We start from the raw sequence: 19,860 nt of genomic DNA on the forward strand, positions 1-19,860 counted from the left end.
CAAGTTGTTTAGGACAAGTTTAGGACTCAAGTCCAAGGAGTGGACACTCGTTCCACTATTTGGACAAGTGTGTCTCAAGTCTCACTCCTTTAGCAACGACCGCACCGGCGTGGCGCCATCCGGAACCTGACAAGCGTTAAAGACATCTGCCGCCGCAAACCGCCTATTCCCGAGGGAAGAGTCGATTCGCGGCGGCAAACACCATGCGCTCTGAGATTTAGAGGTGGGTGTGGAGGCGGCGCGCGGCCTCGGAGATCGACCCGGAGAGCGAGGGATAGACCGAGAAGGTCTCGGCGATGTCATCAACATGCAGCTTGTTGTGCACGGCCAAGGCGATCGGGAAGATCAGTTCCGAGGCACGCGGTGCTACCACCACGCCACCGATCACGGTTCCGGAGCCGCGGCGGGCCAGGATTTTCACGAAGCCCTGGTTCACGTTCATCATCTTCGCCCGTGCGTTGGTGGCCAGATCCAGTTTGATGATGTCAGCCTGATACTTGCCCTCGGCGACCATGCCCTCGGTAACCCCGACGGTGGCGATCTCCGGGGAGGTGAAGATGTTCGAGGAAACCTCGGTGAGCTTCAGCGGCTTGACCGAGTCGCCCAGCAGGTGGGCCATCGCGATGCGGCCCTGCATGGCCGAGACCGAGGCCAGCGCGAAGACGCCCGTGCAGTCACCGGCCGCGTAGACATTGGTGGCGGTGGTGCGCGAGACGCCGTCAACCTGGATGTGGCCGGATTCGGTGAGCTTGACGCCCGCTTCTTCCAGACCGATACCCGCGGTGTTGGGGATGGAACCAACCGCCACCAAGCAGTGGCTGCCGATGATGACCCGTCCGTCGCTCAGGGTCACCTTGACGGAGTCGCCCTCGCGTTCAACGCCCTCGGCGCGGGACTTGGCCACGACGTTGACGCCGTTGTTCTTGAAGGCTTCTTCGAGCACCTCGGCGGCGTCGGCGTCCTCGCCGGGCAGCACGCGGTCACGCGAGGAAACCAGGGTGACCTTGGTGCCCAGCAGGTTATACGCGCTAGCGAACTCGGCGCCGGTGACACCTGAACCGACAACAATCAGGTGCTCGGGGATTTCCTTGAGGTTGTAGACCTGGGTCCAGTTGAAGATGCGCTCCCCGTCGGGAATCGCGGTGGGCAGTTCGCGCGGGTGCGCACCGACCGAGACCAGCAGCGCGTCGGCGTCAATGTTCTCGACGCTGCCGTCCGCCCGGGTGACCTCAACGGTCTTGGAATCCAGCAGCCTGCCTTCGCCGATGACTATGCGCACGCCCACGCGTTCGAGGCCCATGTGGATGTCCGAGGACTGTTCCCTGGCCAGTTCCAGCAACCGGGCGTTCATGACCGACAGATCGGCCACCGCTTCGGTGGATGCGTCGCCGACCTGGACGCCGAACTCGCGCGCACCGATCACCCGGCGCATCGCATCGGCCGTGGCAACCAGGGTCTTGGAGGGGACCACGTCGGTCAAAACCGCGGAACCACCCATTCCCGCGCGCTCGACAATGGTGACTTGTGCGCCTAGCTGGGCGCCCACCATGGCGGCTTCGTAGCCACCGGGGCCACCGCCAAGGATGACAAGTCGAGGGGAACTGGTATCGCGTTGTGCACTCACGATTACCTATTCTCCCCTAACCGCCACCAAGTGCACAACGCACACGCCGGGCGGTAGATCTCGGGCGTCGGGCGGTGGTTTCAGTGCCCGGGCCCGCCCGCGGACCCCATGGCCTGACAATGCGCGGTTCCGCCGGTAGGTTTAACCCCGTGATCGACATCGAATCTGCCCCCTTTGACCTAGCCAACACCGCCGCCGCCAAGATCGCCGAACTCACCGGCGTCCCAACCCATGACATTGCCCTGGTGCTGGGCTCCGGATGGGGTGAGGCGGCGAACCTGATCGGCGAGATAACCCACCGCATTGACGCCACCGACCTTCCCGGTTTCCACCCCGCAGCAGTGCCGGGGCACGTCGGCACGATTTCCTCGGTGCTCACCGCCGGAGGCAAGCGGGTACTGGTGCTCGGCGCACGCACCCACTACTACGAGGGCAAGGGCGTGCGCGCGGTGGTCCACGGAGTGCGCACCGCTGCCGCGGCTGGAGCCAAGACGCTGGTGCTGACCAACGGTTGCGGCGGGCTTGATCCGAACTGGGCACCGGGAACCCCGGTGTTGATCGCCGATCACCTCAACCTCACCGCAGCCTCCCCGTTGGAGGGTGCCACGTTCGTGGACCTGACCGACCTGTACTCCTCGCGCATCCGCGATCTGGCCCGCGAGGTCGATCCGTCGCTCGAGGAGGGCGTGTACGCGCAGTTCACCGGACCGCACTATGAGACCCCGGCCGAGGTCCGCTACGCCAAGACCATCGGTGCCGACCTGGTGGGCATGTCCACCGCGCTGGAGGCCATCGCCGCCCGCCACGCGGGCATGGAAGTCTTCGGCATCTCGCTGGTCACCAACCTGGCCGCAGGCATTTCCGCCACGGCGCTGAGCCACGCCGAGGTCATCGAGGCTGGCACCGCGGCAGGACCGCGGATCTCCGCGCTGCTGGCCGACATCGTCGCCAAGCTCTAAACACCGCCAGCCGCACGTCCTCCCCCGCTACCGCCACCTAAAGGAAACCCATGCCCATGAGCACCCCCCAGCCGGATGCCGGATTGCTGGATCGCGTCGCGGCCTGGGCCGCCCAGGACCCGGACGCCGTCACCAAGGCGCAGCTGCTGGACTTGTGTGCCGCGGCCGCGGCCGGCGGGGATGCGGCAGCGGAGCTGGCAGATAGTTTTGCTTCGAACCTGGCCTTTGGCACCGCCGGGCTGCGTGCCGAGCTGGGTCCGGGTCCCAACCGGATGAACTCTATGGTGGTGCGCCGCACCGCCGCGGGCATCGGCCGCTTCCTCCTCGATGCCGCCGCCGGTGCATATGTTCCGCACGCGGTCATCGGCTTCGACGCCCGGCACAACTCGGAAGTTTTTGCCCGAGAGTCCGCCGCGGTGCTCACCGCCGCGGGCATCACCGTGCAACTGTTGCCCACTCCCCTGCCCACCCCGGTGCTTGCCTGGGCGGTGCGCGCGCTCGGCGCCGAAGCCGGGATCATGGTCACCGCCAGCCACAACCCGCCGGCCGATAACGGTTACAAGGTCTACACCGGAGGTCGCGCGGAAACCGGCTGGGGCCAGGGCGCACAGATCGTCAGCCCCGTTGACGCCCAGATCGCCGCGCAGATCGATCACGACGAACCGATCGCATCCATCGCGCTGGCCAATTCAGGCTGGGAGGTACTGCCCGGCGCCGGAGAACCCGGCGATATGGAGGCCGCCTACCTGGCTGCCATCGCCTCGGTTCTCCCTGCAGCAACAAGCAGCGCTGCGCTGGGCACGGCACGGGAAAACCTGCGGATCGTGCTAACCCCCTTACACGGGGTCGGCGGGCACACCATGACCCAGGCACTGGGCGCCGCGGGGTTCTCGCAGGTGAACCTGGTCCCCGAGCAGGCCGAACCCGACCCGGACTTCCCCACCGTCGCCTTCCCCAACCCGGAGGAGCCCGGCGCCCTGGACCTGGCCCTGGCGCTGGCCGAGATCACGGATGCGGACCTGGTCATTGCCAACGACCCGGATGCCGACCGCTGCGCTGCAGCGGTGAAGTTCGAGCACAACGGCTGGCGAATGCTGCGCGGCGACGAGGTCGGCTGGCTGCTCGGGGCGCGCTGCGCCCCCAACGCACCGGAGGGCTCGGTGCTGGCCAACTCCATCGTCTCCTCCCGGATGCTTGCTGCCATCGCCGCGCAGCACGGCCTGAAACATGAGAACACCTTGACCGGGTTCAAGTGGATCTCCCGAGTTCCGTCTCTGGCCTTCGGCTACGAGGAGGCGCTGGGTTATTGCGTCGCCCCGTCGCTGGTCCGCGACAAGGACGGCATTTCCGCCGGGCTGCTGTTGGCCGACTACGCCGCCGAGCTCAAGGCTGCTGGCTCGTCGCTGCCGGAGGTGCTCGACTCTCTGGCGCTGGCCCACGGCCTGCACGCCACCGACCAGCTCTCGGTGCGGGTCGCGGACCTGAGTCTGCTGGACACCATGATGGCTTCGCTGCGTTTAAACCCGCCGGCAACCCTGGGCGGGGAGGAGGTCAGCGAATTCGAGGACCTGTCCGTGGGCGGGGTGCTGCCGCCGACCGACGGGCTCAGATTCCTCACCACGGCCGACACCCGGGTGATCATCCGCCCCTCGGGCACCGAGCCCAAGCTCAAGTGCTACCTTGAGCTGATTGTGCCGGTGCGCCACGCCGCCGATTTGCCCGCAGCCCGAGCCACTGCCGCCACCGGCCTGGCGGATATCAAGGCCGAACTTGCCGCGCTGCTCAAGAACTAGCGCGCCACCGCCACCCGAATTCCTTGACACACCATCGATCCGACCAGGAGCCTGATCCACACGCCATGAGCACCAACATCGCCTCATACATCGACCACACGATCCTCAACCCCGATGCCGGTGCTGCCGACATCGAGCGCATTTGCGCCGAGGCAACCACATACGCGTTCTTCTCCGTCTGCGTGAACCCGATCTGGGTCTCCACGGTGTCCGCGGCGTTGACCGGGTCCGGAGTCAAGACCTGCTCGGTGATCGGTTTCCCCTTCGGGGCCATCCCCACCGCCGCGAAGGTCGCCGAGGCCCGCGGGGCCATCGTCGACGGCGCCAACGAGATCGACATGGTCATCAACATCGCCTCGGCCAAATCCGGTGATGAGGAAGCCCTGGTGGCCGAGATCACCGCGATCACCGAGGCCGTCCACGCGGGTGGTGCGATCTTGAAGGTCATCATCGAAACCGCGCTGCTCACGGACGATGAAAAGGTGTTGGCTTGCCGCGCTTCGGTGCGTGCCGGGGCCGACTTCGTGAAGACTTCCACCGGTTTTGCCGGAGGCGGGGCCACCGTCAAGGACGTGGCGTTGATGCGCGCCACGGTGGGTCCGGATCTGGGAGTTAAGGCCTCCGGTGGGGTCCGTTCCTTGGAAACCGCCCACGCGATGATCGCGGCCGGGGCCACGAGGCTCGGATCGAGCTCGGGAGTTGCTATTGTGGAGGGTGAACAAGGCGCCGAGGGCTACTGATCCAGTTCCCCGGACGCGCATTGAGAACTGAAAACCCTTAGGAGAATCGCTGTGTACTCGAACGGCAAGAACTTAGCCCACTCGGGCCAGGGCCGGTTGGCCGGTAACATCACCGCTTTTGTGGTGTTCTTTATCATGTTCCTTGGCTGCCTCTACTCGCTGTCGTTCTGGACGCTGGAGAACGCCTGGATCCCGGGCATTTCCTGTTTCGTTCTGGCCATGCTGGCCTTTGGCATCCCGCAGCACATTCTGGGCATGTCGGACAAGCACCCGGCCAAGACCGCCGAGCAGCAGGACTAGTCTCCGCAGCGTCTTTCCACTTTGGGGAGGCCGGAGCGCCACACTCATTTCCCACCCGCCGTCTTGCGGGGAGCGGGAAGTCGAGCATGTGCGGCGCGCCGGCCTCCCTTTGTGCGCCGTCATTGCTCCGCTCGCCGGCGGCTTGTCGGGAGTTCCGGGCGACTCCGCGAACGACACCGCGGGCAGCCGACCAGCGCATTTCTACGTGTTGTAGAAACGTACTGGTGGGCGAGGGTATGATGATCCCAACAGGTCCTTTCGGGGCCCGTTTGACCAGCCTTCCGATTATGGAAAAGAGCGATGCATCATGGAAAACACTGAACGCGGCAGGATTGTTGTCGGTATCGATGGTTCGGCACAATCGATCTCCGCCCTTCGCTACGCCGCCTCCCTGGCCGACTCCCTGGGCCACGACCTGGTTGCCTTCTCCTCTTGGCTGCCGCGCGTCGCGTTGGAGGACTACACCCCGGATTGGGCACCGGAGCAGGACGCCCGCGATGCCCTGGAGAAATCCATCGTCCAGGCCTTCGGCGACGCGCTACCAAAAAACCTGGAACGCGAGGTCCTGATGGGGCCGGCCGCCCCCAACCTGATCGAGGTCTCCAAGGGTGCGGTGATGGTGGTCCTGGGCACCCGTGGCCGCGGAGGGTTCAAGGGCCTGGTCATGGGGTCGGTCTCCAGCTCGCTGGCGGCTCACGCCAAATGCCCGGTGCTGATCCACCACGGCGAAGAACCAGCGGCCTGATAAAGACCCACCCGGGTACCGCACGGTAGCCCGCTTTGACCCGGATGCCGGGCACCATCGATGGTGCCCGGCATCCGTGCGCGTAGCCCTGTGCGCCCAAGCCCTAGGCGTTGGGACGCGAGGCCTCGGCGACAAAGATGTTGGACAGCACATCCGAGACCCACCGCAGGATCTCCTCGTCCACCAGGTCCCGGCCGCCGATCGCCGCAGTCTTCGGCTTGGGGATCAAGATGGCGTTGAGCGCCGGTTTGTCCGCGGCACCCTTGTACATCCGGGCCAGGCGCAGCTGCCGCGAATCGGGCAGGTTCGCCACCGCTGCCGGAGCGAACTTGATCATGTTGCCCATCATCGCCACATCGGACAGCCCCAGAGCCCTGGCGCGGATGCGGATCCGGGCGACCTCCAGCAGGTTCACCACGGGTGCGGGCGGTAGCCCGTAACGGTCCACCAGCTCCGCCAGCACATCGTCGAGCTCCGGGAAGTCCGTGGCGGCGGCGATCTTCCGATAGGCCTCCAGACGCAGCCGCTCACCGGGCACGTAGTCGTGCGGAAGGTGCGCATTGACCGGCAGTTCGATCTTCATCTCGGTGGCCTTCTCCACTGCCTCGCCCTTGAAGTCGGCCACAGCCTCCCCGACCAGGCGCAGGTACAGATCGAAGCCGACCCCGGCGATGTGCCCGGACTGTTCCCCGCCGAGCAGGTTGCCTGCCCCACGGATCTCCAGGTCCTTCATGGCCAGCTGGTAGCCCGAACCGAGCTCGTTGTGCGCCGCCACGGCCTTGAGCCTCTCCAGGGCGACCTCGCCCAGCGGCTTCTCCGCGTTCCACAGGAAGTAGGCGTAGGCGCGCTCGCGGCCGCGACCCACGCGCCCGCGCAGCTGGTGCAGCTGGGACAGCCCGTAGTTATCAGCCTTATCCACGATCAGCGTGTTGGCGTTGGAGATGTCCAGGCCGGTTTCGATGATGGTGGTGGAGACCAGCACATCGAACTTCTTCTCCCAGAAGTCCTGGATGATTTTTTCCAGCCGGGATTCGCTCATCTTGCCGTGGGCGACCTCGACCCGTGCCTCGGGGACCAACTCGCGCAGCTCGGCGGCGACCTTGTCGATGGAGGAGACGCGGTTGTGCACAAAGAAGACCTGCCCGTCGCGCATCAGCTCACGGCGGATGGCAGCGGAGATCTGCTTATCGGTGCGCGGTCCCACATAGGTGAGCACCGGGTGGCGTTCCTCCGGCGGGGTGGCCAGCGTGGAGGTCTCGCGGATGCCGGTCAACGACATCTCCAAGGTGCGCGGGATCGGGGTGGCGGACATGGAGAGCACATCCACGTTGGTGCGCATCTTCTTGAGCTGCTCCTTGTGCTCGACACCGAAGCGCTGCTCCTCATCGACCACCACCAGCCCCAGGTCCTTGAACTGGACGGTGTCCGAGAGCAGCCGGTGGGTGCCGATGACCACGTCGACGGTACCGTTTTTCAGCCCCTCGATGATGTCCTTGGACTCCTTGGCACTCTGGAAGCGCGAGAGCGTCTTCACGCGCACCGGGAAGCCTGAGTAGCGTTCGGTGAAGGTCTGCTGGTGCTGGGAGGCCAGCAGCGTGGTGGGAACCAGCACCGCGACCTGCTTGGAGTCCTGCACGGCCTTGAATGCGGCGCGCACCGCGATCTCGGTCTTGCCGAAGCCCACATCGCCGGAGACCAGCCGGTCCATCGGGACCTCGCGCTCCATGTCGGCCTTGACCTCGTTGATGGTGGTCAGCTGGTCGGGAGTCTCCACATAGGCGAAGGCCTCCTCCAGCTCATACTGCCAGGGGGTGTCGGAGCCAAAGGCATGCCCGCGCGAGGCCATGCGCGCCGAATAGAGCTTGATCAGATCGGCGGCGATCTCCTTGACCGCCTTGCGGGCCTTGGACTTGGTGCTTGACCAGTCCGAGCCGCCCATCTTGGACAGCGTGGGTGCTTCCCCGCCGACGTAGCGGGTGACCTGGTCCAGCTGGTCGGTGGGCACAAACAGTTTGTCCCCCGGAGCACCGCGCTTCGAGGGTGCGTATTCCAGCACCAGGTATTCGCGTTTGGCCTCCGCGCCGCCGGCGACCTTGCGGGCGATCAGCTCCACGAACTTGGCAATGCCGTGCTGTTCGTGCACCACATAGTCGCCCTCGGTCAGCGTGATCGGGTCCACCGCGTTGCGGCGTTTGGCAGCCATCCGCTTGGCCCCGCGCGGGGCGTAGGCACTGGAGCGGCCCAACAGGTCGGCCTCGGTGAGGAAGCCGAGCTTCAGCGAATCCAGGGCGAACCCGCGCCCGGCCTGCGCCGTGGTGATCTCGATCAGCCCGTGGGTGGGGGCATCATCCAGGGAGTCGATGCGGTGTGTGGGGATGTCCGCGTCGTGGAAGAGCTCGGCCAGGCGCTGGGCGGGGCCGGGACCGTCGGTGGCGACCACGATGGACCAGTCGTCCTTGATACGTGAGGAGATGAACTCGAGCATCTCCGCCACATCGCCCTGGTAGCCGCGCGGTTCGCGCGCTTCGACACGGATCGAGTCGGCCTCGGGCAAAAGCTCGGTGTCCGAGCCCAACGAGGTCACCGACCACCAGGAGACCTGCGCCGCGTGCGCGTCGGTCCGGGTGGTGGACAGGGAGGTGAAGTTCCCCGCCTCCAGCTCGGCCGCCGCGGCCTGCGCCTGGGCCTGGGAGATATCCAGCGGGGCGGCCCCGCCGTCGGAAGCGGTGGCCCAAGCCGCGGCCAGGAACTCGGCGTTGGTGGCTTCCAGATCGTAGGCGCGGGCACGAACCCGTTCGGGTTCCATCACCACGGCGATGGATTCGGCCGGCAGCAAGGACAGCAGCGGCACCATGGCATCAACCAGCAGAGGTGCCAGCGACTCCATGCCTTCGACCGCCACGCCCCCGGCGATCTTGGCCAGCAGGTCGCGGGCCGCGGGCATCTGCTCCTGGAGCTTGGCGGCCCGGGACATCACCGCGGGGGTGATCAACAGTTCGCGGCAGGGCGGGGCCTGGATCGAGGTGGGAGCCTCGGTTTCCAGCGAGCGCTGGTCGGCGATGGAGAAGTAGCGCATGGCCTCGATCTGATCACCGAAGAAGTCGATGCGCACCGGGTGGTTGGAGGTGGGCGGGAAGACATCGATGATGCCGCCGCGCACGGCGAACTCCCCGCGGTGCGTGACCATGTCCACGCGTCCGTAGGCGGCATCGGCCAGCGACCTGACCACTGCGGAGAACTCGTAGTCCTCTCCCACGCTCAGGTTCACCGGCTCCAGTTTGCCCAGCCCCGCGACCAGCGGTTGGATGACCGCACGGATCGGGGCGACAATGACCTGCAGTGCCGGGTCCTTGGTTTCCATCCGGCGCAGCACATGCAACCGGCGTCCTACGGTGTCGGAGCGCGGGGAGAGCCGTTCGTGGGGCAGTGTTTCCCAGGAGGGGAACTCCTCCACGGCGTCTGGGGGCAGGAATCCTTGCAGCCCTGCCACCAGTTCCTCGGCCTCGCGTCCGGTGGCGGTGATTGCCAGTACCACTGTGCCCGGGACTCTGGAGCGCAATGCCTCGATGGTCTCCGTGGTAATGACCGCACGCATCCCGGCGGGGGCGGCGATCTCCAGTTCGTTGGCGCGGTCCGCATAGGCGGTGGCCGCATTGGAATGGATGCGGGAGTAGGAGGTGTCTTCCCGCAAGGCGGTGCGCAGGCCGTGAAGCGCCATCTGCTGGGGGTCCTTTCCGAAGACCTGATGCGCGCACAACACAAGTACCCGGGAACCATGATGAGTCCCGGGGTGCGCCATTCAAGCGTACCGCTGTGCGCGCGCAAGCCCGGTACGCTTGGGGGGTTCCAAGAACATTTCGTTCGGCCAATCTATTTCGTACGGAGTTTTGCCCCATGGCCCTTAACGCCACCACAGAATTGACCCACGCACCCGAGGCCGTCATCGCCACCCTGGCCGACCGCGACTTTGCCGAGCACCTGACCGGTTTGGTCGGCGGAACGCTCAAGAGCTTCGAGGTTGCCGGCGAAACCGCCGCAGCATTCACCTTGACCACCGTGCGCACCGTACCCACCGACCGGGCCCCGGAAATCGCTCGCAAGTTCGTCGGGCAGACCGTGGACATCACCCAGGTCGAATCCTGGTCGGCCCCGGCCGCCGATGGAAGCCGCACCGCCTCCTTGAAGGTCACCGTCGGCTCGCTGCCGGTGTCGGTGGCAGGTACCGAGTCGCTGACTGCCACCGCCGCGGGATCCGCTCTGGGTGTGGAGGCTACGGTTTCTTCCTCCATCCCGTTTGTGGGCGGCAAGATCGCCTCGGCCGCGGAACCCTTCATTTCCAAGGCGCTGAAGTTGCAGGGCACCAAGGTCTCCGCGTGGATCGAACGCGGCTAATCGAATAGTCAGCTTCCGCCGCTGCTGATTGCGGTCGCTGAAGCCGATAATGGGACCGGCTCCCGAGGTGTCCTCCGCGGGCGGGTCGCGAGCCGGTCCTCGTGTTTTGGCCGGTACCGGCATACCGTGGGCCGGAAGCGGCCGCGCTGTCATCCTGCTTAGAGGATGTGCATCAGAACACGTTGAAGCGTTAGTGTTGGTTCTGGTGTGCCGGGAAGTCTGGTCGGCGATAACTTTAGCGTCCCCGAAATGAATTGATGTTCCACATGAGCGATTCCCCTACACCCAAGCCGAAACCAAGGACCGCCTTCGGCCCAGGTAGTTATACCGAACACCTGCGTATCGGGGAAATCCTGCGCAAGGAAACCGTCGGCGGCCTCGTCCTGATCATTGGTGCGGTCGTTGCCCTCATCTGGGCCAATTCGCCAGCGTCGGACAGCTACTTCGCCCTTCGCGACTTCCACTTCGGTTTCGAGGTCTTCGGCATCGACCTGAACCTGTCCCTCGGTCATTGGGCAGCCGACGGCCTGCTGGCAGTGTTCTTCTTCCTGGTCGGCCTCGAGCTGAAGAAGGAATTCGTCGCCGGGGACCTTCGCGACATGAAACGTGCCATCGTCCCGGTGACCGCCGCCTTCGGCGGTGTACTGGTCCCGGCACTGATCTTCGTCGCCCTGAATGCCTCTACAGGCGGGGAAACCCTGCGCGGCTGGGCCATCCCCACCGCCACCGACATTGCCTTCGCCGTGGCGGTGCTGGCAGTCATCGGGTCGAATCTGCCCTCCCCGTTGCGCATCTTCCTGCTGACCCTCGCGGTGGTCGATGACCTCATTGCCATCGTGATCATCGCCTTCGTCTTCACCGACGAACTGCGCCCGCCGTACCTCCTGATGGCCTTGGCTCCCATTGCCCTGTACGCCTTCGTCACGCACAAGTGGCCGAGGTTCTTTGCCGCCAATGCCTGGGCACCCTGGATCATCCTGCTGCCGCTGGGCATCGCCGCGTGGGCACTGGTCTTCGGCTCGGGCATCCACTCGACCATTGCAGGGGTGGTTCTGGGCTTCTGCGTCCCGGTGCTGCGCAAGAACAAACACGAAATCGACAAACCGGGGCTGGCCGAGAAGTTTGAACACCGATTCCGTCCGCTCTCCAGCGGATTCTGTGTACCGGTGTTTGCGTTCTTCTCCGCCGGCGTGGCCGTCGGCGGCGCGGAGGGCTTCGCTTCTGCCTTGGGCGACCCGGTGCTGTGGGGCATTGTCTTCGGCCTGGTCTTCGGTAAACCCCTTGGCATCCTGGGCGCCACGTGGCTGGTGACCCGGTCGACCAAGGCCAACCTGGATCCCGATACCAAATGGGGAGACCTCTTGGGCGTGACGTTCCTGGCCGGCATCGGCTTCACCGTGTCGCTGCTGGTCTCGGAGCTGTCCTTCGGTCTGGCCTCGCCGCACTACGACCATGCCAAGGTCGCGATTCTGACCGGATCGTTGATTGCCGCGATCCTTGGCACCATTTGGCTGCGTCCGCGCGATCGCCGTTATCGCCTGGTGAATGAGCGTGCTGCCAGGGACGAGGATCTAGACGGCATTCCGGATATCTTCCAGAAGCCGGAAGACAAAGCTTAACGGAACCATCGTCGACAGGAAGGGCCGGTTCGGCTCGCCCCCGGAAAATCCAGGGGCGAGCCGAACCGGCCCTTCCGGTTTAAGCGTGCAGACCTACACGTTGGCCGCCAGCAGGGCGGCCTCGGCGGCCACCCAGGAGAGCATGGCGCACTTGACGCGGGCGGGGAACTTGGAGACCCCCGCGAAGGCCGCCCCGTCGCCGAGCACTTCTTCGTCCCCGGGGCGGGCGCCGCGCGAACGCATCAGCTCACGGAATTCGTCGAGGATGACCAGGAACTCCTCGCGGTCGATCCCTTCGGCCATCTCGCTGAGCACCGAGGCCGAGGCCATCGAGATCGAGCAGCCGTCCCCTTCCCAGGAGACGTTCTTCAGCGTGCTGCCCTCGAGCTGGATGCGCAGCCGGATGTGGTCGCCGCACACCGGGTTATGCTGCACCGACTCTCCACTGGTGACACCCGCGGGTGCTTCGCGGAGTCCCGACCCATACCGGGTCTTGGCATGGTCCAAGATGATTTGTTGGTACAGCTGGTCTAGATCGCTCACTTGCCGACTCCGAAGTATCCGCGCACATCGGCGACCGCATTAAGCAGGGCGTCGATATCGCTGGTGGTGTTGTATAGGTAGGTGCTGGCACGGGTGCTGGAGACCACGCCCAGCGCGCGGTGCAGCGGTTGGGCGCAGTGGTGTCCCACGCGCACCGCGACGCCGCGCGAATCCAAGAACTGACCCACATCGTGCGGGTGCACGCCCTCGATGATGAACGGGGCGGTGCCGATGCGTGCGGCGCCCGGGCCCGGGCCCAGCACCCGGACACCGGGGATGGAGCCCAGACCGGTGAGCATGCGTTCGCCCAGCAGCTCTTCCCACGCCGCGATACGGTCCATGCCTACCTCGCTCAGGTAGGACACGGCGGTGGCCAGTCCGTGGGCCTGGGCGATACGTTGGGTACCTGCCTCGAAACGCATCGGAGAGGGAAGGTATTCGGCCTTTTCCATGGTCACCGAGGTGATCATCGATCCGCCGGTCAGGAATGGTGGCATGGCGTCGAGCAGCGCTGCCCGTCCGTAGAGGCCGCCGATTCCGGTGGGTCCGAGCATCTTGTGCCCGGAGAAGGCCATGAAGTCCACGGACAGGTCCTTGACGTTCACCGGCAGGTGCGGGACGGATTGGCAACCATCGAGCACCGTCAGGGCACCCACGGACCGGGCCAGGGCCACCAGAGCCGGGACATCGATCACGGTTCCCAGGACGTTGGAGACGTGGGTGAAGGCCAGGATCCGGGTGGCGGGGGTGACGATCTGCTCGGCCAGGTCCATGCGCAGCGCGCCGGCTTCATCAACGGGGATGTACTTCAGCGTCGCTCCGGTGCGCAGGGCCAATTCCTGCCAGGGGATGAGGTTGGCGTGGTGTTCGAGCTCGGTGACGACGATTTCATCGCCCGGCCCCAAGGCGAAGGCCCGTGCCGTCTCTCCCCCGAGGCCCGCACTGGCATTGCCGAAGGAATAGGTCAGCAGGTTCAGGGCCTCGGTGGCGTTGGAGGTCCAAATGACCTCGTTGTCCTTGGCTCCGATGAATCTTGCTACATCGGTGCGGGATTGTTCGAAGATGTCGGTTGCCTCAACGGCCAAGGAATGGGCGCCGCGGTGCACGGCAGCGTTGAAGTTCTCGTAGAAATGTTGTTCGGCTTCGTATACGCAGGTGGGTTTCTGCGAGGTGGCGCCCGAATCCAGGTAGGTCAGCGGGGTCCCGTTGACACTGCGGCCCAGGATCGGGAAGTCGGCGCGCAGTCGCGAGGCCTCGGCGTCGTTCAGAGGCCGGGGAAGGGTATCTTGCGTCGTAGGCAATGCACTTGACACGTGGGGATCCTCCGAAGGTGGTTTCATGCCGACCGCGTCGCGGGAGCCCAGCCATGCGGGACCGACGGGCGGGTTCGCAGGACAAAACGTCATTACGGCATCATTTACTTCGCTAATTCTCCCACGTCCCGGCCGCCGTGGCATATAAGTGGACCCTTACCATGACGCGCACGAGGCAGCCAATGGGCATTAAAAAAGACCCGGCAGCGGGTCGGGGGTGGTCCAGTCCCGGAAAGGCCGCCGGCCGCCGGCCCAGTGGCCTGGCAGCAGAGGCCGCAAGAGGCGCGGTCACGGCATAGGTGGCGGGGAACAACGGCCACCTACCCCGAATCGTGCAGAATCATCCGCGGATTCGGGGCAGTAGCCGGTTAACCAGGCGTCATATTCGGGGGCACATGCCCTGTTTAGAAAACATGGAATTTGCGTTGGGCGCTGTCGAGCCCATGGTGCACCAGTTCCTCCACGACGTCGGCGGAGGTATCCACCAGGAAGGCAAGATCCTTCTTTTCGTCCTTGGAGAAGTCCTTTAAGACGTAGTCTGCGGTGTCCATACGGCCCGGGGGTCGCCCGACGCCCACGCGTACGCGCAGGTAGTCCTTGGTGCCTAGTGCCTTGGACATGTCGCGCAGGCCGTTGTGGCCGCCTTCGCCACCACCACGTTTGAGCTTGACGGTGTCAAAGGGGATGTCGATCTCGTCATGCACCGCAATAACATGGTCAGGATCGATGCCGAAGAACTTCGCCAGGTTGGCCACGGGCCCGCCGGAGAGGTTCATGAAGGTCATCGGTTTGGCCAGGATGATCCGTGGCCCACCGATCCCCATGCGCCCTTCCAATATCTGGGCGCGAGAGGAGTGGGTCTTGAATTTCCCGCCGATACGGGCGGCCAGTTCGTCCACGACCATCTGACCCACATTGTGCCTGTTATGCGCGTAGCCGGGCCCGGGGTTTCCGAGCCCGGCTACAAGCCAGGTATCGCTACTCATGTGCGAACCGTGTGGTGAAGACTACTCGGCGGAAGCTGCCGACTCTGCTTCCGGCTCGGCCTCTGCAATTGCTGCATCGACGGTTGCGATAACGACGTCGCCTTCGACGGCCAGTGCGGTGCCTTCCGGGAGAACCAGCTCGGAAGCCAGGATCTGGGTACCTGCCTGCAGGCCCGCGATGTTTGCCACAACGTGCTCCGGCAGCGCAACTGCTTCTGCTTCGACGGCGATGCTCGGGTGGTCCAGCGACAGGGTGGTGCCGGCGGTCAGTTCGCCCTGGATGAGCACGGAAACCTCAACGATGACCTTCTCACCCTTCTTGACGATCAGGAGGTCAAGGTGGTCGACGGTCTGGCGCAGTGCGTGGCGCTGGATGTCCTTCACCAGGGTGACGGTCTCTTCACCGTCAACGGCGATGCTCAGCAGGGCGTTGGAGCCACGAACAGCAAGGGTGGTGGCTGCGACGGGCAGCAGGACGCGGACCGGATCGGTGCCGTGGCCGTAGATGACTGCAGGGATCTGGCCGCCGCGGCGGGCCTGGCGTGCGGCACCCTTACCGAAGTCGGTGCGCAGTTCGCCGTCAAGCTTGATGATGTTAGCCATGGTGTTCTCCTTGTGGAAGATGATTGATTGTTTCCTGCCCCGCTCGGGCCTAGAAGCATCATCATCCGATTCCTTTGCAAGGAGCTGGACGCCAAGTGCATTTCTAGCCTCGTCGATAACGGCCCTCCATTTTCATGGAGTTCCCTCGCCTGGGCACAAGCAGCTACTTTATCAGGAACAAGCCCATGGACAGAAATTGCGGGTTCTGACGCAGCTGCCATCAACGACGGCGGGCCCCGGCGCCACCCCCAGAAGGGGGAACACCGGGGCCCGCACACCCATCGGTGTTTCGAGGGGCTGTTGCCGTTTAGGCGTCGCCGTCGAACAGGCTGGTGACCGAGCCGTCCTCAAAAACTTCCTTGATGGCACGGGCCAGCAGGGGGGCAATCGAAAGCACTGTCAGCGTTTCGAACCGCTTGGATTCGGGGATCGGCAGGGTGTTGGTGACCACAACTTCACGGGCTCCGCACTCGGCCAGACGCTGGGCGGCCGGATCGGAGAAGACCGCGTGGGTCGCGGCAATGATGACGTCCTTGGCACCGGCGTCCTTGAGGACCTTCACGGCCCCGGCGATCGTCCCGCCGGTGTCGATCATGTCATCGATCAACACGCAGGTGCGACCCTTGACCTGGCCGACAACCGTCTTGGAGACGGCCTGGTTCGGCATGGTGAGGTCGCGGGACTTGTGCACGAAGGCCAGTGGCGCACCGCCAAGGCGTTCGGCCCACTGCTCGGCCACACGGACGCGCCCGGTATCGGGGGAAACCACGGTGACCGGGTCATCCCCGACTTCCTTGCGGATGTGCTCGGCCAGCAACGGGATAGCAAAGAGGTGGTCCACCGGACCGTCGAAGAAGCCCTGGATCTGCGCGGTGTGCAGGTCCACGCTCATGATCCGGTCGGCGCCTGCAACCTTGAACATGTCGGCGACCAGACGTGCCGAGATCGGCTCGCGGCCGCGACCCTTCTTGTCCTGGCGGGCGTAGGGGTAGAACGGGGCGACAACGGTGATGCGCCGGGCCGAAGCCCGCTTCATGGAGTCGACCATGATCAGCTGCTCCATAAGCCAGTTGTTCAACGGTGCCGGGTGCGACTGAATGACGAAGATTTCCTTGCCACGCACGGATTCGTCGGACCTGACGTAGATCTCCCCGTTGGCAAAGTCATAGGCATTCAGCGGCAGCAGTTCGGTGCCCAGCTCTGCGGCCACCTGCTCAGCCAGCTCGGGGTGGGCACGCCCGGAAGCCAGCACCAGCTTCTTATCGACGTTATAGCTAAGTTCGCTCATGGGATCGCTTTCTCGCTCAGACGGGGATCGGAAATGATGTGGAGGGTTACTTGACCTGGTCCGCGGATCCGGGGTTCACACCGGAATCCAATGCGGACTTGAATGCGGCTTCCGCTGCCGCGGAGCCTGGACGCTTGGAAATCGTCCAGCCCTCGGTAGTGCGTTGCGGAGCCACGGACAGGGCAAGGGCCCCCGCCGGAACGTTTTTGCGCACGACAGCGCCGGCACCGGTGTAGGCGCCGTCCCCGATGGTCACGGGGGCGACAAATACGGTGTTGGAAGCGGTGCGTACGTGCGAGCCGATGACGGTGCGGTGCTTGTTGACACCGTCGTAGTTGGCCGTGATGTTGCCACAGCCGATGTTGGTGTATTCACCAATTTCGGTGTCGCCTGAGTAGCCCAGGTGCGAAAGCTTGGATCCGCGACCCACCACGATGTTCTTCGTTTCGTAGAAGGCGCCGATCTTGGCGTCGGGACCAAGGTTGGTCTTAGCCCGAAGGTAGGCGAAGGGTCCAACCGTCGCGCCTTCGGCAATGATCGAATCGGTAACGTCGGAGCGAACGATCTTGGCGCCCTGACCAACCTGGGTACTGGTCAGGGTGGTGTCCGGGCCGATGACCGCGTCGGTGCCGATCGCGGTGGTGCCGTGCAGCTGGGTGCCGGGCTTGATGGTCACATCGTTTGACAGGGCGACCTCAACGTCGATCCAGGTGCTGTCGGGATCAATGATGCTGACACCGGCGCGCATCCACTTTTCCAAGATGCGGCGGTTCATTTCCTTGCCGAGTGCCGCAAGCTGCACTCGGTCGTTGGCACCTTCGACCTGCCAGGCGTCTTCGGTCACCACAGCAGCCACGCGGCCGCCGGTGGACCGGGCGATGCCCAGGACGTCGGTCAGGTACATTTCGCCCTGCGCGTTCTCGGTGGTGACCTCGGCCAAGGCCGAGCGCAGCACCTGGGCATCAAAGGCATAGATGCCGGAGTTCACTTCACGGATCGCGCGCTCGTCGTCGCTGGCATCCTTGTGCTCGCGAATGCCGGTGACGGTTCCGTCCTCGGCGCGCAGGATTCGACCGTACCCGGTGGCGTCATCAAGCAGTGCGGTCAGCACCGTCACGGCGTTCCCGTCGGAATCGTGGGTGGCCACCAGCTCGGCAAGCAGCCCGCTCGTCAACAGTGGAACGTCACCGTAGGTCACCACGATGGTGCCCTCAATTTCCGGGTCAAGTTGCTCGAGGCCCTGCTGCACGGCGCGGCCTGTGCCCGGGATCTCGTCCTGGTCGGCAATGACGACGTCCGGTTTGATCTGCAAGAGGTGTTCGACGACTCGCTCACGCTCAAAGCGGACCACGGCCACGAGCTTTTGGGGCTCGATCCCCTCGGCTGCGGCAAGTGCGTGGCCCACCATGGAGCGTCCACCGATTTCGTGCAAGATCTTGGGTTTCGCCGATTTCATTCGGGTTCCCGCGCCTGCGGCGAGAACAATGACAGCGGCTGGTGCGTTGGCGTGAACGCTCAAGATTGGGACTCCCTGTACTTTGGCTAGCCGGACCGGCCGGGCCAGGCCTCATCATTCTATCCCGGGAAAATTCCCGGGATTTCAATGAGTGATATGTTCCGCCCATAGGATTCGAACCTATACTCCACAGCTCCAAAGGCTGGGGTGCTGCCATTACACCAGGGCGGAATGTGCGTTGAGCTTGCCTCGTCGGCACAGTGAACTATTCTGCCATGATTCGGGTGGTCGATGCGACTTGGCCAAATGGACGTGTCAATCTGCCGCTCGCACCCCGCGGTTTGACGTGGTTTCGGCCACAGTTGTGCTTACCATGATGTTCATGAGCCACCCCGCACGCCCTCGCACGCGCATGACCGGCGTCCAACGCCGGTTGCAACTGATCGACATCTCACGCCAACTTTTCTCCCTGCGCGGTGTCGATGGGACAACTATTGAGGAAATCGCGCGGGCCGCAGGTGTTTCCAAACCGGTGGTCTATGAACACTTCGGTTCCAAGGAAGCGCTCTACATGGAAGTGGTCACCAATGAGTATCGGGAACTGCTTGCCCGCATCACCGAGTCGCTGGCGGGTGACGATTCCGCACGTGTCCTGTTGGAAAAGGCAGCACTGGCAATACTGACGTACATCGAGGAGTGCACCGAGGGTTTCCGCATCTTGGTGCGCGATGCTCCCCCGTCCCAGCCCGAAGGCACTTACTCGACACTGCTGACCAAGGTCACCGAGCAAGTCGAGCATATTCTGGCCGATGAGTTTACCCACCGCGGGTTCAGTTCCGAAGATGGATCGATCTACGCGCAAATGCTGGTGGGCATGGTCGCTATGACCGCCCAGTGGTGGCTGGATGCCCGGCATCCGGACAAGCGGACCGTTGCCGCGCACGTGGTCAATCTTGCTTGGTACGGGTTGACCGGTTTGCGCAAGGAACCTAGCTTGCAGGACACGCAAATACCTACTGCAGAATAAGACCTTAGAGATCGCCATAGGGTTGCACAGAGACCTCCATAGACTCAGAAGGTGGGCTTTCCCTATGGGCCCCGCCGCTTTGGATTCCGCCCAATGGCTCTCTCCTGTTTCCTGGCTGTGCTGAACCCCATCGCTGAGGACTGGCGCCGCGGCCAGCCAGCACACCTCCGGAGAGTCTCAGATACAGGCAGGTCTGAAGACTCCAGCGCCGGAGAAGACCTGAATCCGCACGGACCTTGGTGTGGGTGGTCAGCTGCCAGAAACCAAAGAACTAGCCCGATAGCTTGGACAGGCTAAGAAGGCTCACAACGGTCATCTTGAATATTTCTTGGCGTGGAGAAGCTGCATCAAAGACTCAAGCCACAAACTTATTGTCGCCATGGTTTACTCGTGGAATCGCGCGGCGGTCTCCCCAGCTCAAGATCGTTCCGCCGATAACAACGACTTCAATCCACCTCGCCCGTGTTGGGCC

General features: G+C 64.3%; 16 protein-coding genes and 1 tRNA gene. 8 read left to right on the forward strand and 9 right to left on the reverse strand.

Going from position 1 to position 19,860, the window contains the following annotated elements:
• Positions 1-217 precede the first annotated feature (217 nt).
• Positions 218-1,624: an NAD(P)H-quinone dehydrogenase gene (locus ADIAG_RS06515; protein ID WP_043473708.1), complete on the reverse strand. Its 1,407-nt coding sequence runs from the start codon at positions 1,622-1,624 to the stop codon at positions 218-220.
• A gap of 119 nt (positions 1,625-1,743) precedes the next feature.
• Here ADIAG_RS06515 and ADIAG_RS06520 point away from each other — a divergent pair, with 119 nt between their 5' ends.
• From ADIAG_RS06520 to ADIAG_RS06540, 5 genes are all read left to right on the forward strand, one after another.
• A complete protein-coding gene (locus ADIAG_RS06520; protein WP_007270544.1) occupies positions 1,744-2,583 on the forward strand; it encodes a purine-nucleoside phosphorylase in 840 nt (279 codons plus the stop codon).
• Between the two features lie 50 nt (positions 2,584-2,633).
• On the forward strand, positions 2,634-4,376 hold the full coding sequence (locus tag ADIAG_RS06525; protein WP_007270545.1) for a phospho-sugar mutase: 1,743 nt from the start codon (positions 2,634-2,636) through the stop codon (positions 4,374-4,376).
• A gap of 65 nt (positions 4,377-4,441) precedes the next feature.
• Positions 4,442-5,116, forward strand: a complete 675-nt coding sequence (gene deoC, locus ADIAG_RS06530; RefSeq protein WP_007270546.1) for a deoxyribose-phosphate aldolase — start codon at positions 4,442-4,444, stop codon at positions 5,114-5,116.
• A gap of 51 nt (positions 5,117-5,167) precedes the next feature.
• The gene (locus tag ADIAG_RS06535; RefSeq protein WP_007270547.1) at positions 5,168-5,416 is read left to right on the forward strand and encodes a hypothetical protein; all 249 of its coding nucleotides are present in this window, start codon (positions 5,168-5,170) and stop codon (positions 5,414-5,416) included.
• Positions 5,417-5,723: 307 nt separating this feature from the next.
• Positions 5,724-6,161, forward strand: coding sequence for a universal stress protein (locus ADIAG_RS06540; RefSeq protein WP_007270548.1), 438 nt, complete (start codon positions 5,724-5,726; stop codon positions 6,159-6,161).
• Between the two features lie 103 nt (positions 6,162-6,264).
• Here ADIAG_RS06540 and mfd read toward each other — a convergent pair whose 3' ends face one another.
• On the reverse strand, positions 6,265-9,879 hold the full coding sequence (mfd, locus tag ADIAG_RS06545) for a transcription-repair coupling factor (RefSeq protein ID WP_007270549.1): 3,615 nt from the start codon (positions 9,877-9,879) through the stop codon (positions 6,265-6,267).
• Between the two features lie 176 nt (positions 9,880-10,055).
• Here mfd and ADIAG_RS06550 point away from each other — a divergent pair, with 176 nt between their 5' ends.
• Both ADIAG_RS06550 and nhaA read left to right on the forward strand, forming a co-directional pair.
• On the forward strand, positions 10,056-10,553 hold the full coding sequence (locus ADIAG_RS06550) for a DUF2505 domain-containing protein (protein WP_007270550.1): 498 nt from the start codon (positions 10,056-10,058) through the stop codon (positions 10,551-10,553).
• Positions 10,554-10,819: 266 nt separating this feature from the next.
• The gene (nhaA, locus tag ADIAG_RS06555; RefSeq protein WP_007270551.1) at positions 10,820-12,172 is read left to right on the forward strand and encodes a Na+/H+ antiporter NhaA; all 1,353 of its coding nucleotides are present in this window, start codon (positions 10,820-10,822) and stop codon (positions 12,170-12,172) included.
• A gap of 93 nt (positions 12,173-12,265) precedes the next feature.
• Here nhaA and sufU read toward each other — a convergent pair whose 3' ends face one another.
• From sufU to ADIAG_RS06590, 7 genes are all read right to left on the reverse strand, one after another.
• Positions 12,266-12,715 (reverse strand): Fe-S cluster assembly sulfur transfer protein SufU, encoded by a 450-nt coding sequence (gene sufU / locus ADIAG_RS06560; RefSeq protein ID WP_007270552.1) that lies wholly within the window; start codon positions 12,713-12,715, stop codon positions 12,266-12,268.
• Positions 12,712-14,055: a SufS family cysteine desulfurase gene (locus ADIAG_RS06565; protein WP_051059859.1), complete on the reverse strand. Its 1,344-nt coding sequence runs from the start codon at positions 14,053-14,055 to the stop codon at positions 12,712-12,714. The genes sufU and ADIAG_RS06565 overlap by 4 nt, the downstream gene beginning before the upstream one ends.
• Before the next feature lie 377 nt (positions 14,056-14,432).
• Entirely contained in the window at positions 14,433-15,014 is a 582-nt protein-coding gene (gene pth, locus ADIAG_RS06570) for an aminoacyl-tRNA hydrolase (protein WP_007270554.1), read from the reverse strand.
• A 21-nt stretch (positions 15,015-15,035) separates the two neighbouring features.
• Positions 15,036-15,617 (reverse strand): 50S ribosomal protein L25/general stress protein Ctc, encoded by a 582-nt coding sequence (locus ADIAG_RS06575; protein WP_007270555.1) that lies wholly within the window; start codon positions 15,615-15,617, stop codon positions 15,036-15,038.
• Between the two features lie 307 nt (positions 15,618-15,924).
• Positions 15,925-16,905 (reverse strand): ribose-phosphate diphosphokinase, encoded by a 981-nt coding sequence (locus tag ADIAG_RS06580; protein WP_007270556.1) that lies wholly within the window; start codon positions 16,903-16,905, stop codon positions 15,925-15,927.
• A gap of 46 nt (positions 16,906-16,951) precedes the next feature.
• Positions 16,952-18,424: a bifunctional UDP-N-acetylglucosamine diphosphorylase/glucosamine-1-phosphate N-acetyltransferase GlmU gene (gene glmU, locus ADIAG_RS06585; RefSeq protein WP_007270557.1), complete on the reverse strand. Its 1,473-nt coding sequence runs from the start codon at positions 18,422-18,424 to the stop codon at positions 16,952-16,954.
• 96 nt (positions 18,425-18,520) lie between these two features.
• Positions 18,521-18,592, reverse strand: a tRNA-Gln gene (locus ADIAG_RS06590).
• 151 nt (positions 18,593-18,743) lie between these two features.
• Between ADIAG_RS06590 and ADIAG_RS06595 the strand changes: the two genes are divergently transcribed.
• Positions 18,744-19,388 carry a TetR/AcrR family transcriptional regulator gene (locus ADIAG_RS06595; RefSeq protein ID WP_051059860.1) on the forward strand — a complete coding sequence of 215 codons (645 nt, stop codon included), beginning with the start codon at positions 18,744-18,746 and terminating at the stop codon, positions 19,386-19,388.
• The last annotated feature ends 472 nt before the right edge of the window (positions 19,389-19,860 follow it).

This window comes from Paeniglutamicibacter gangotriensis Lz1y (assembly GCF_000348945.1).
In the GTDB taxonomy this organism is placed as follows: domain Bacteria; phylum Actinomycetota; class Actinomycetes; order Actinomycetales; family Micrococcaceae; genus Paeniglutamicibacter; species Paeniglutamicibacter gangotriensis.

What these genes read in the sequence shown, in the direction of transcription:
- ADIAG_RS06520 (WP_007270544.1), top strand. Translation starts at nt 1,744, where the DNA reads ATGCGCGGTTCCGCCGGTAGGTTTAACCCCGTGATCGACATCGAATCT.
- ADIAG_RS06525 (WP_007270545.1), top strand. Translation starts at nt 2,634, where the DNA reads ATGCCCATGAGCACCCCCCAGCCGGATGCCGGATTGCTGGATCGCGTC.
- deoC (WP_007270546.1), top strand. Translation starts at nt 4,442, where the DNA reads ATGAGCACCAACATCGCCTCATACATCGACCACACGATCCTCAACCCC.
- ADIAG_RS06540 (WP_007270548.1), top strand. Translation starts at nt 5,724, where the DNA reads ATGGAAAACACTGAACGCGGCAGGATTGTTGTCGGTATCGATGGTTCG.
- mfd (WP_007270549.1), bottom strand. Translation starts at nt 9,879, where the DNA reads ATGGCGCTTCACGGCCTGCGCACCGCCTTGCGGGAAGACACCTCCTAC.
- ADIAG_RS06550 (WP_007270550.1), top strand. Translation starts at nt 10,056, where the DNA reads ATGGCCCTTAACGCCACCACAGAATTGACCCACGCACCCGAGGCCGTC.
- nhaA (WP_007270551.1), top strand. Translation starts at nt 10,820, where the DNA reads ATGAGCGATTCCCCTACACCCAAGCCGAAACCAAGGACCGCCTTCGGC.
- ADIAG_RS06565 (WP_051059859.1), bottom strand. Translation starts at nt 14,055, where the DNA reads ATGAAACCACCTTCGGAGGATCCCCACGTGTCAAGTGCATTGCCTACG.
- pth (WP_007270554.1), bottom strand. Translation starts at nt 15,014, where the DNA reads ATGAGTAGCGATACCTGGCTTGTAGCCGGGCTCGGAAACCCCGGGCCC.
- ADIAG_RS06575 (WP_007270555.1), bottom strand. Translation starts at nt 15,617, where the DNA reads ATGGCTAACATCATCAAGCTTGACGGCGAACTGCGCACCGACTTCGGT.
- ADIAG_RS06580 (WP_007270556.1), bottom strand. Translation starts at nt 16,905, where the DNA reads ATGAGCGAACTTAGCTATAACGTCGATAAGAAGCTGGTGCTGGCTTCC.
- ADIAG_RS06595 (WP_051059860.1), top strand. Translation starts at nt 18,744, where the DNA reads ATGAGCCACCCCGCACGCCCTCGCACGCGCATGACCGGCGTCCAACGC.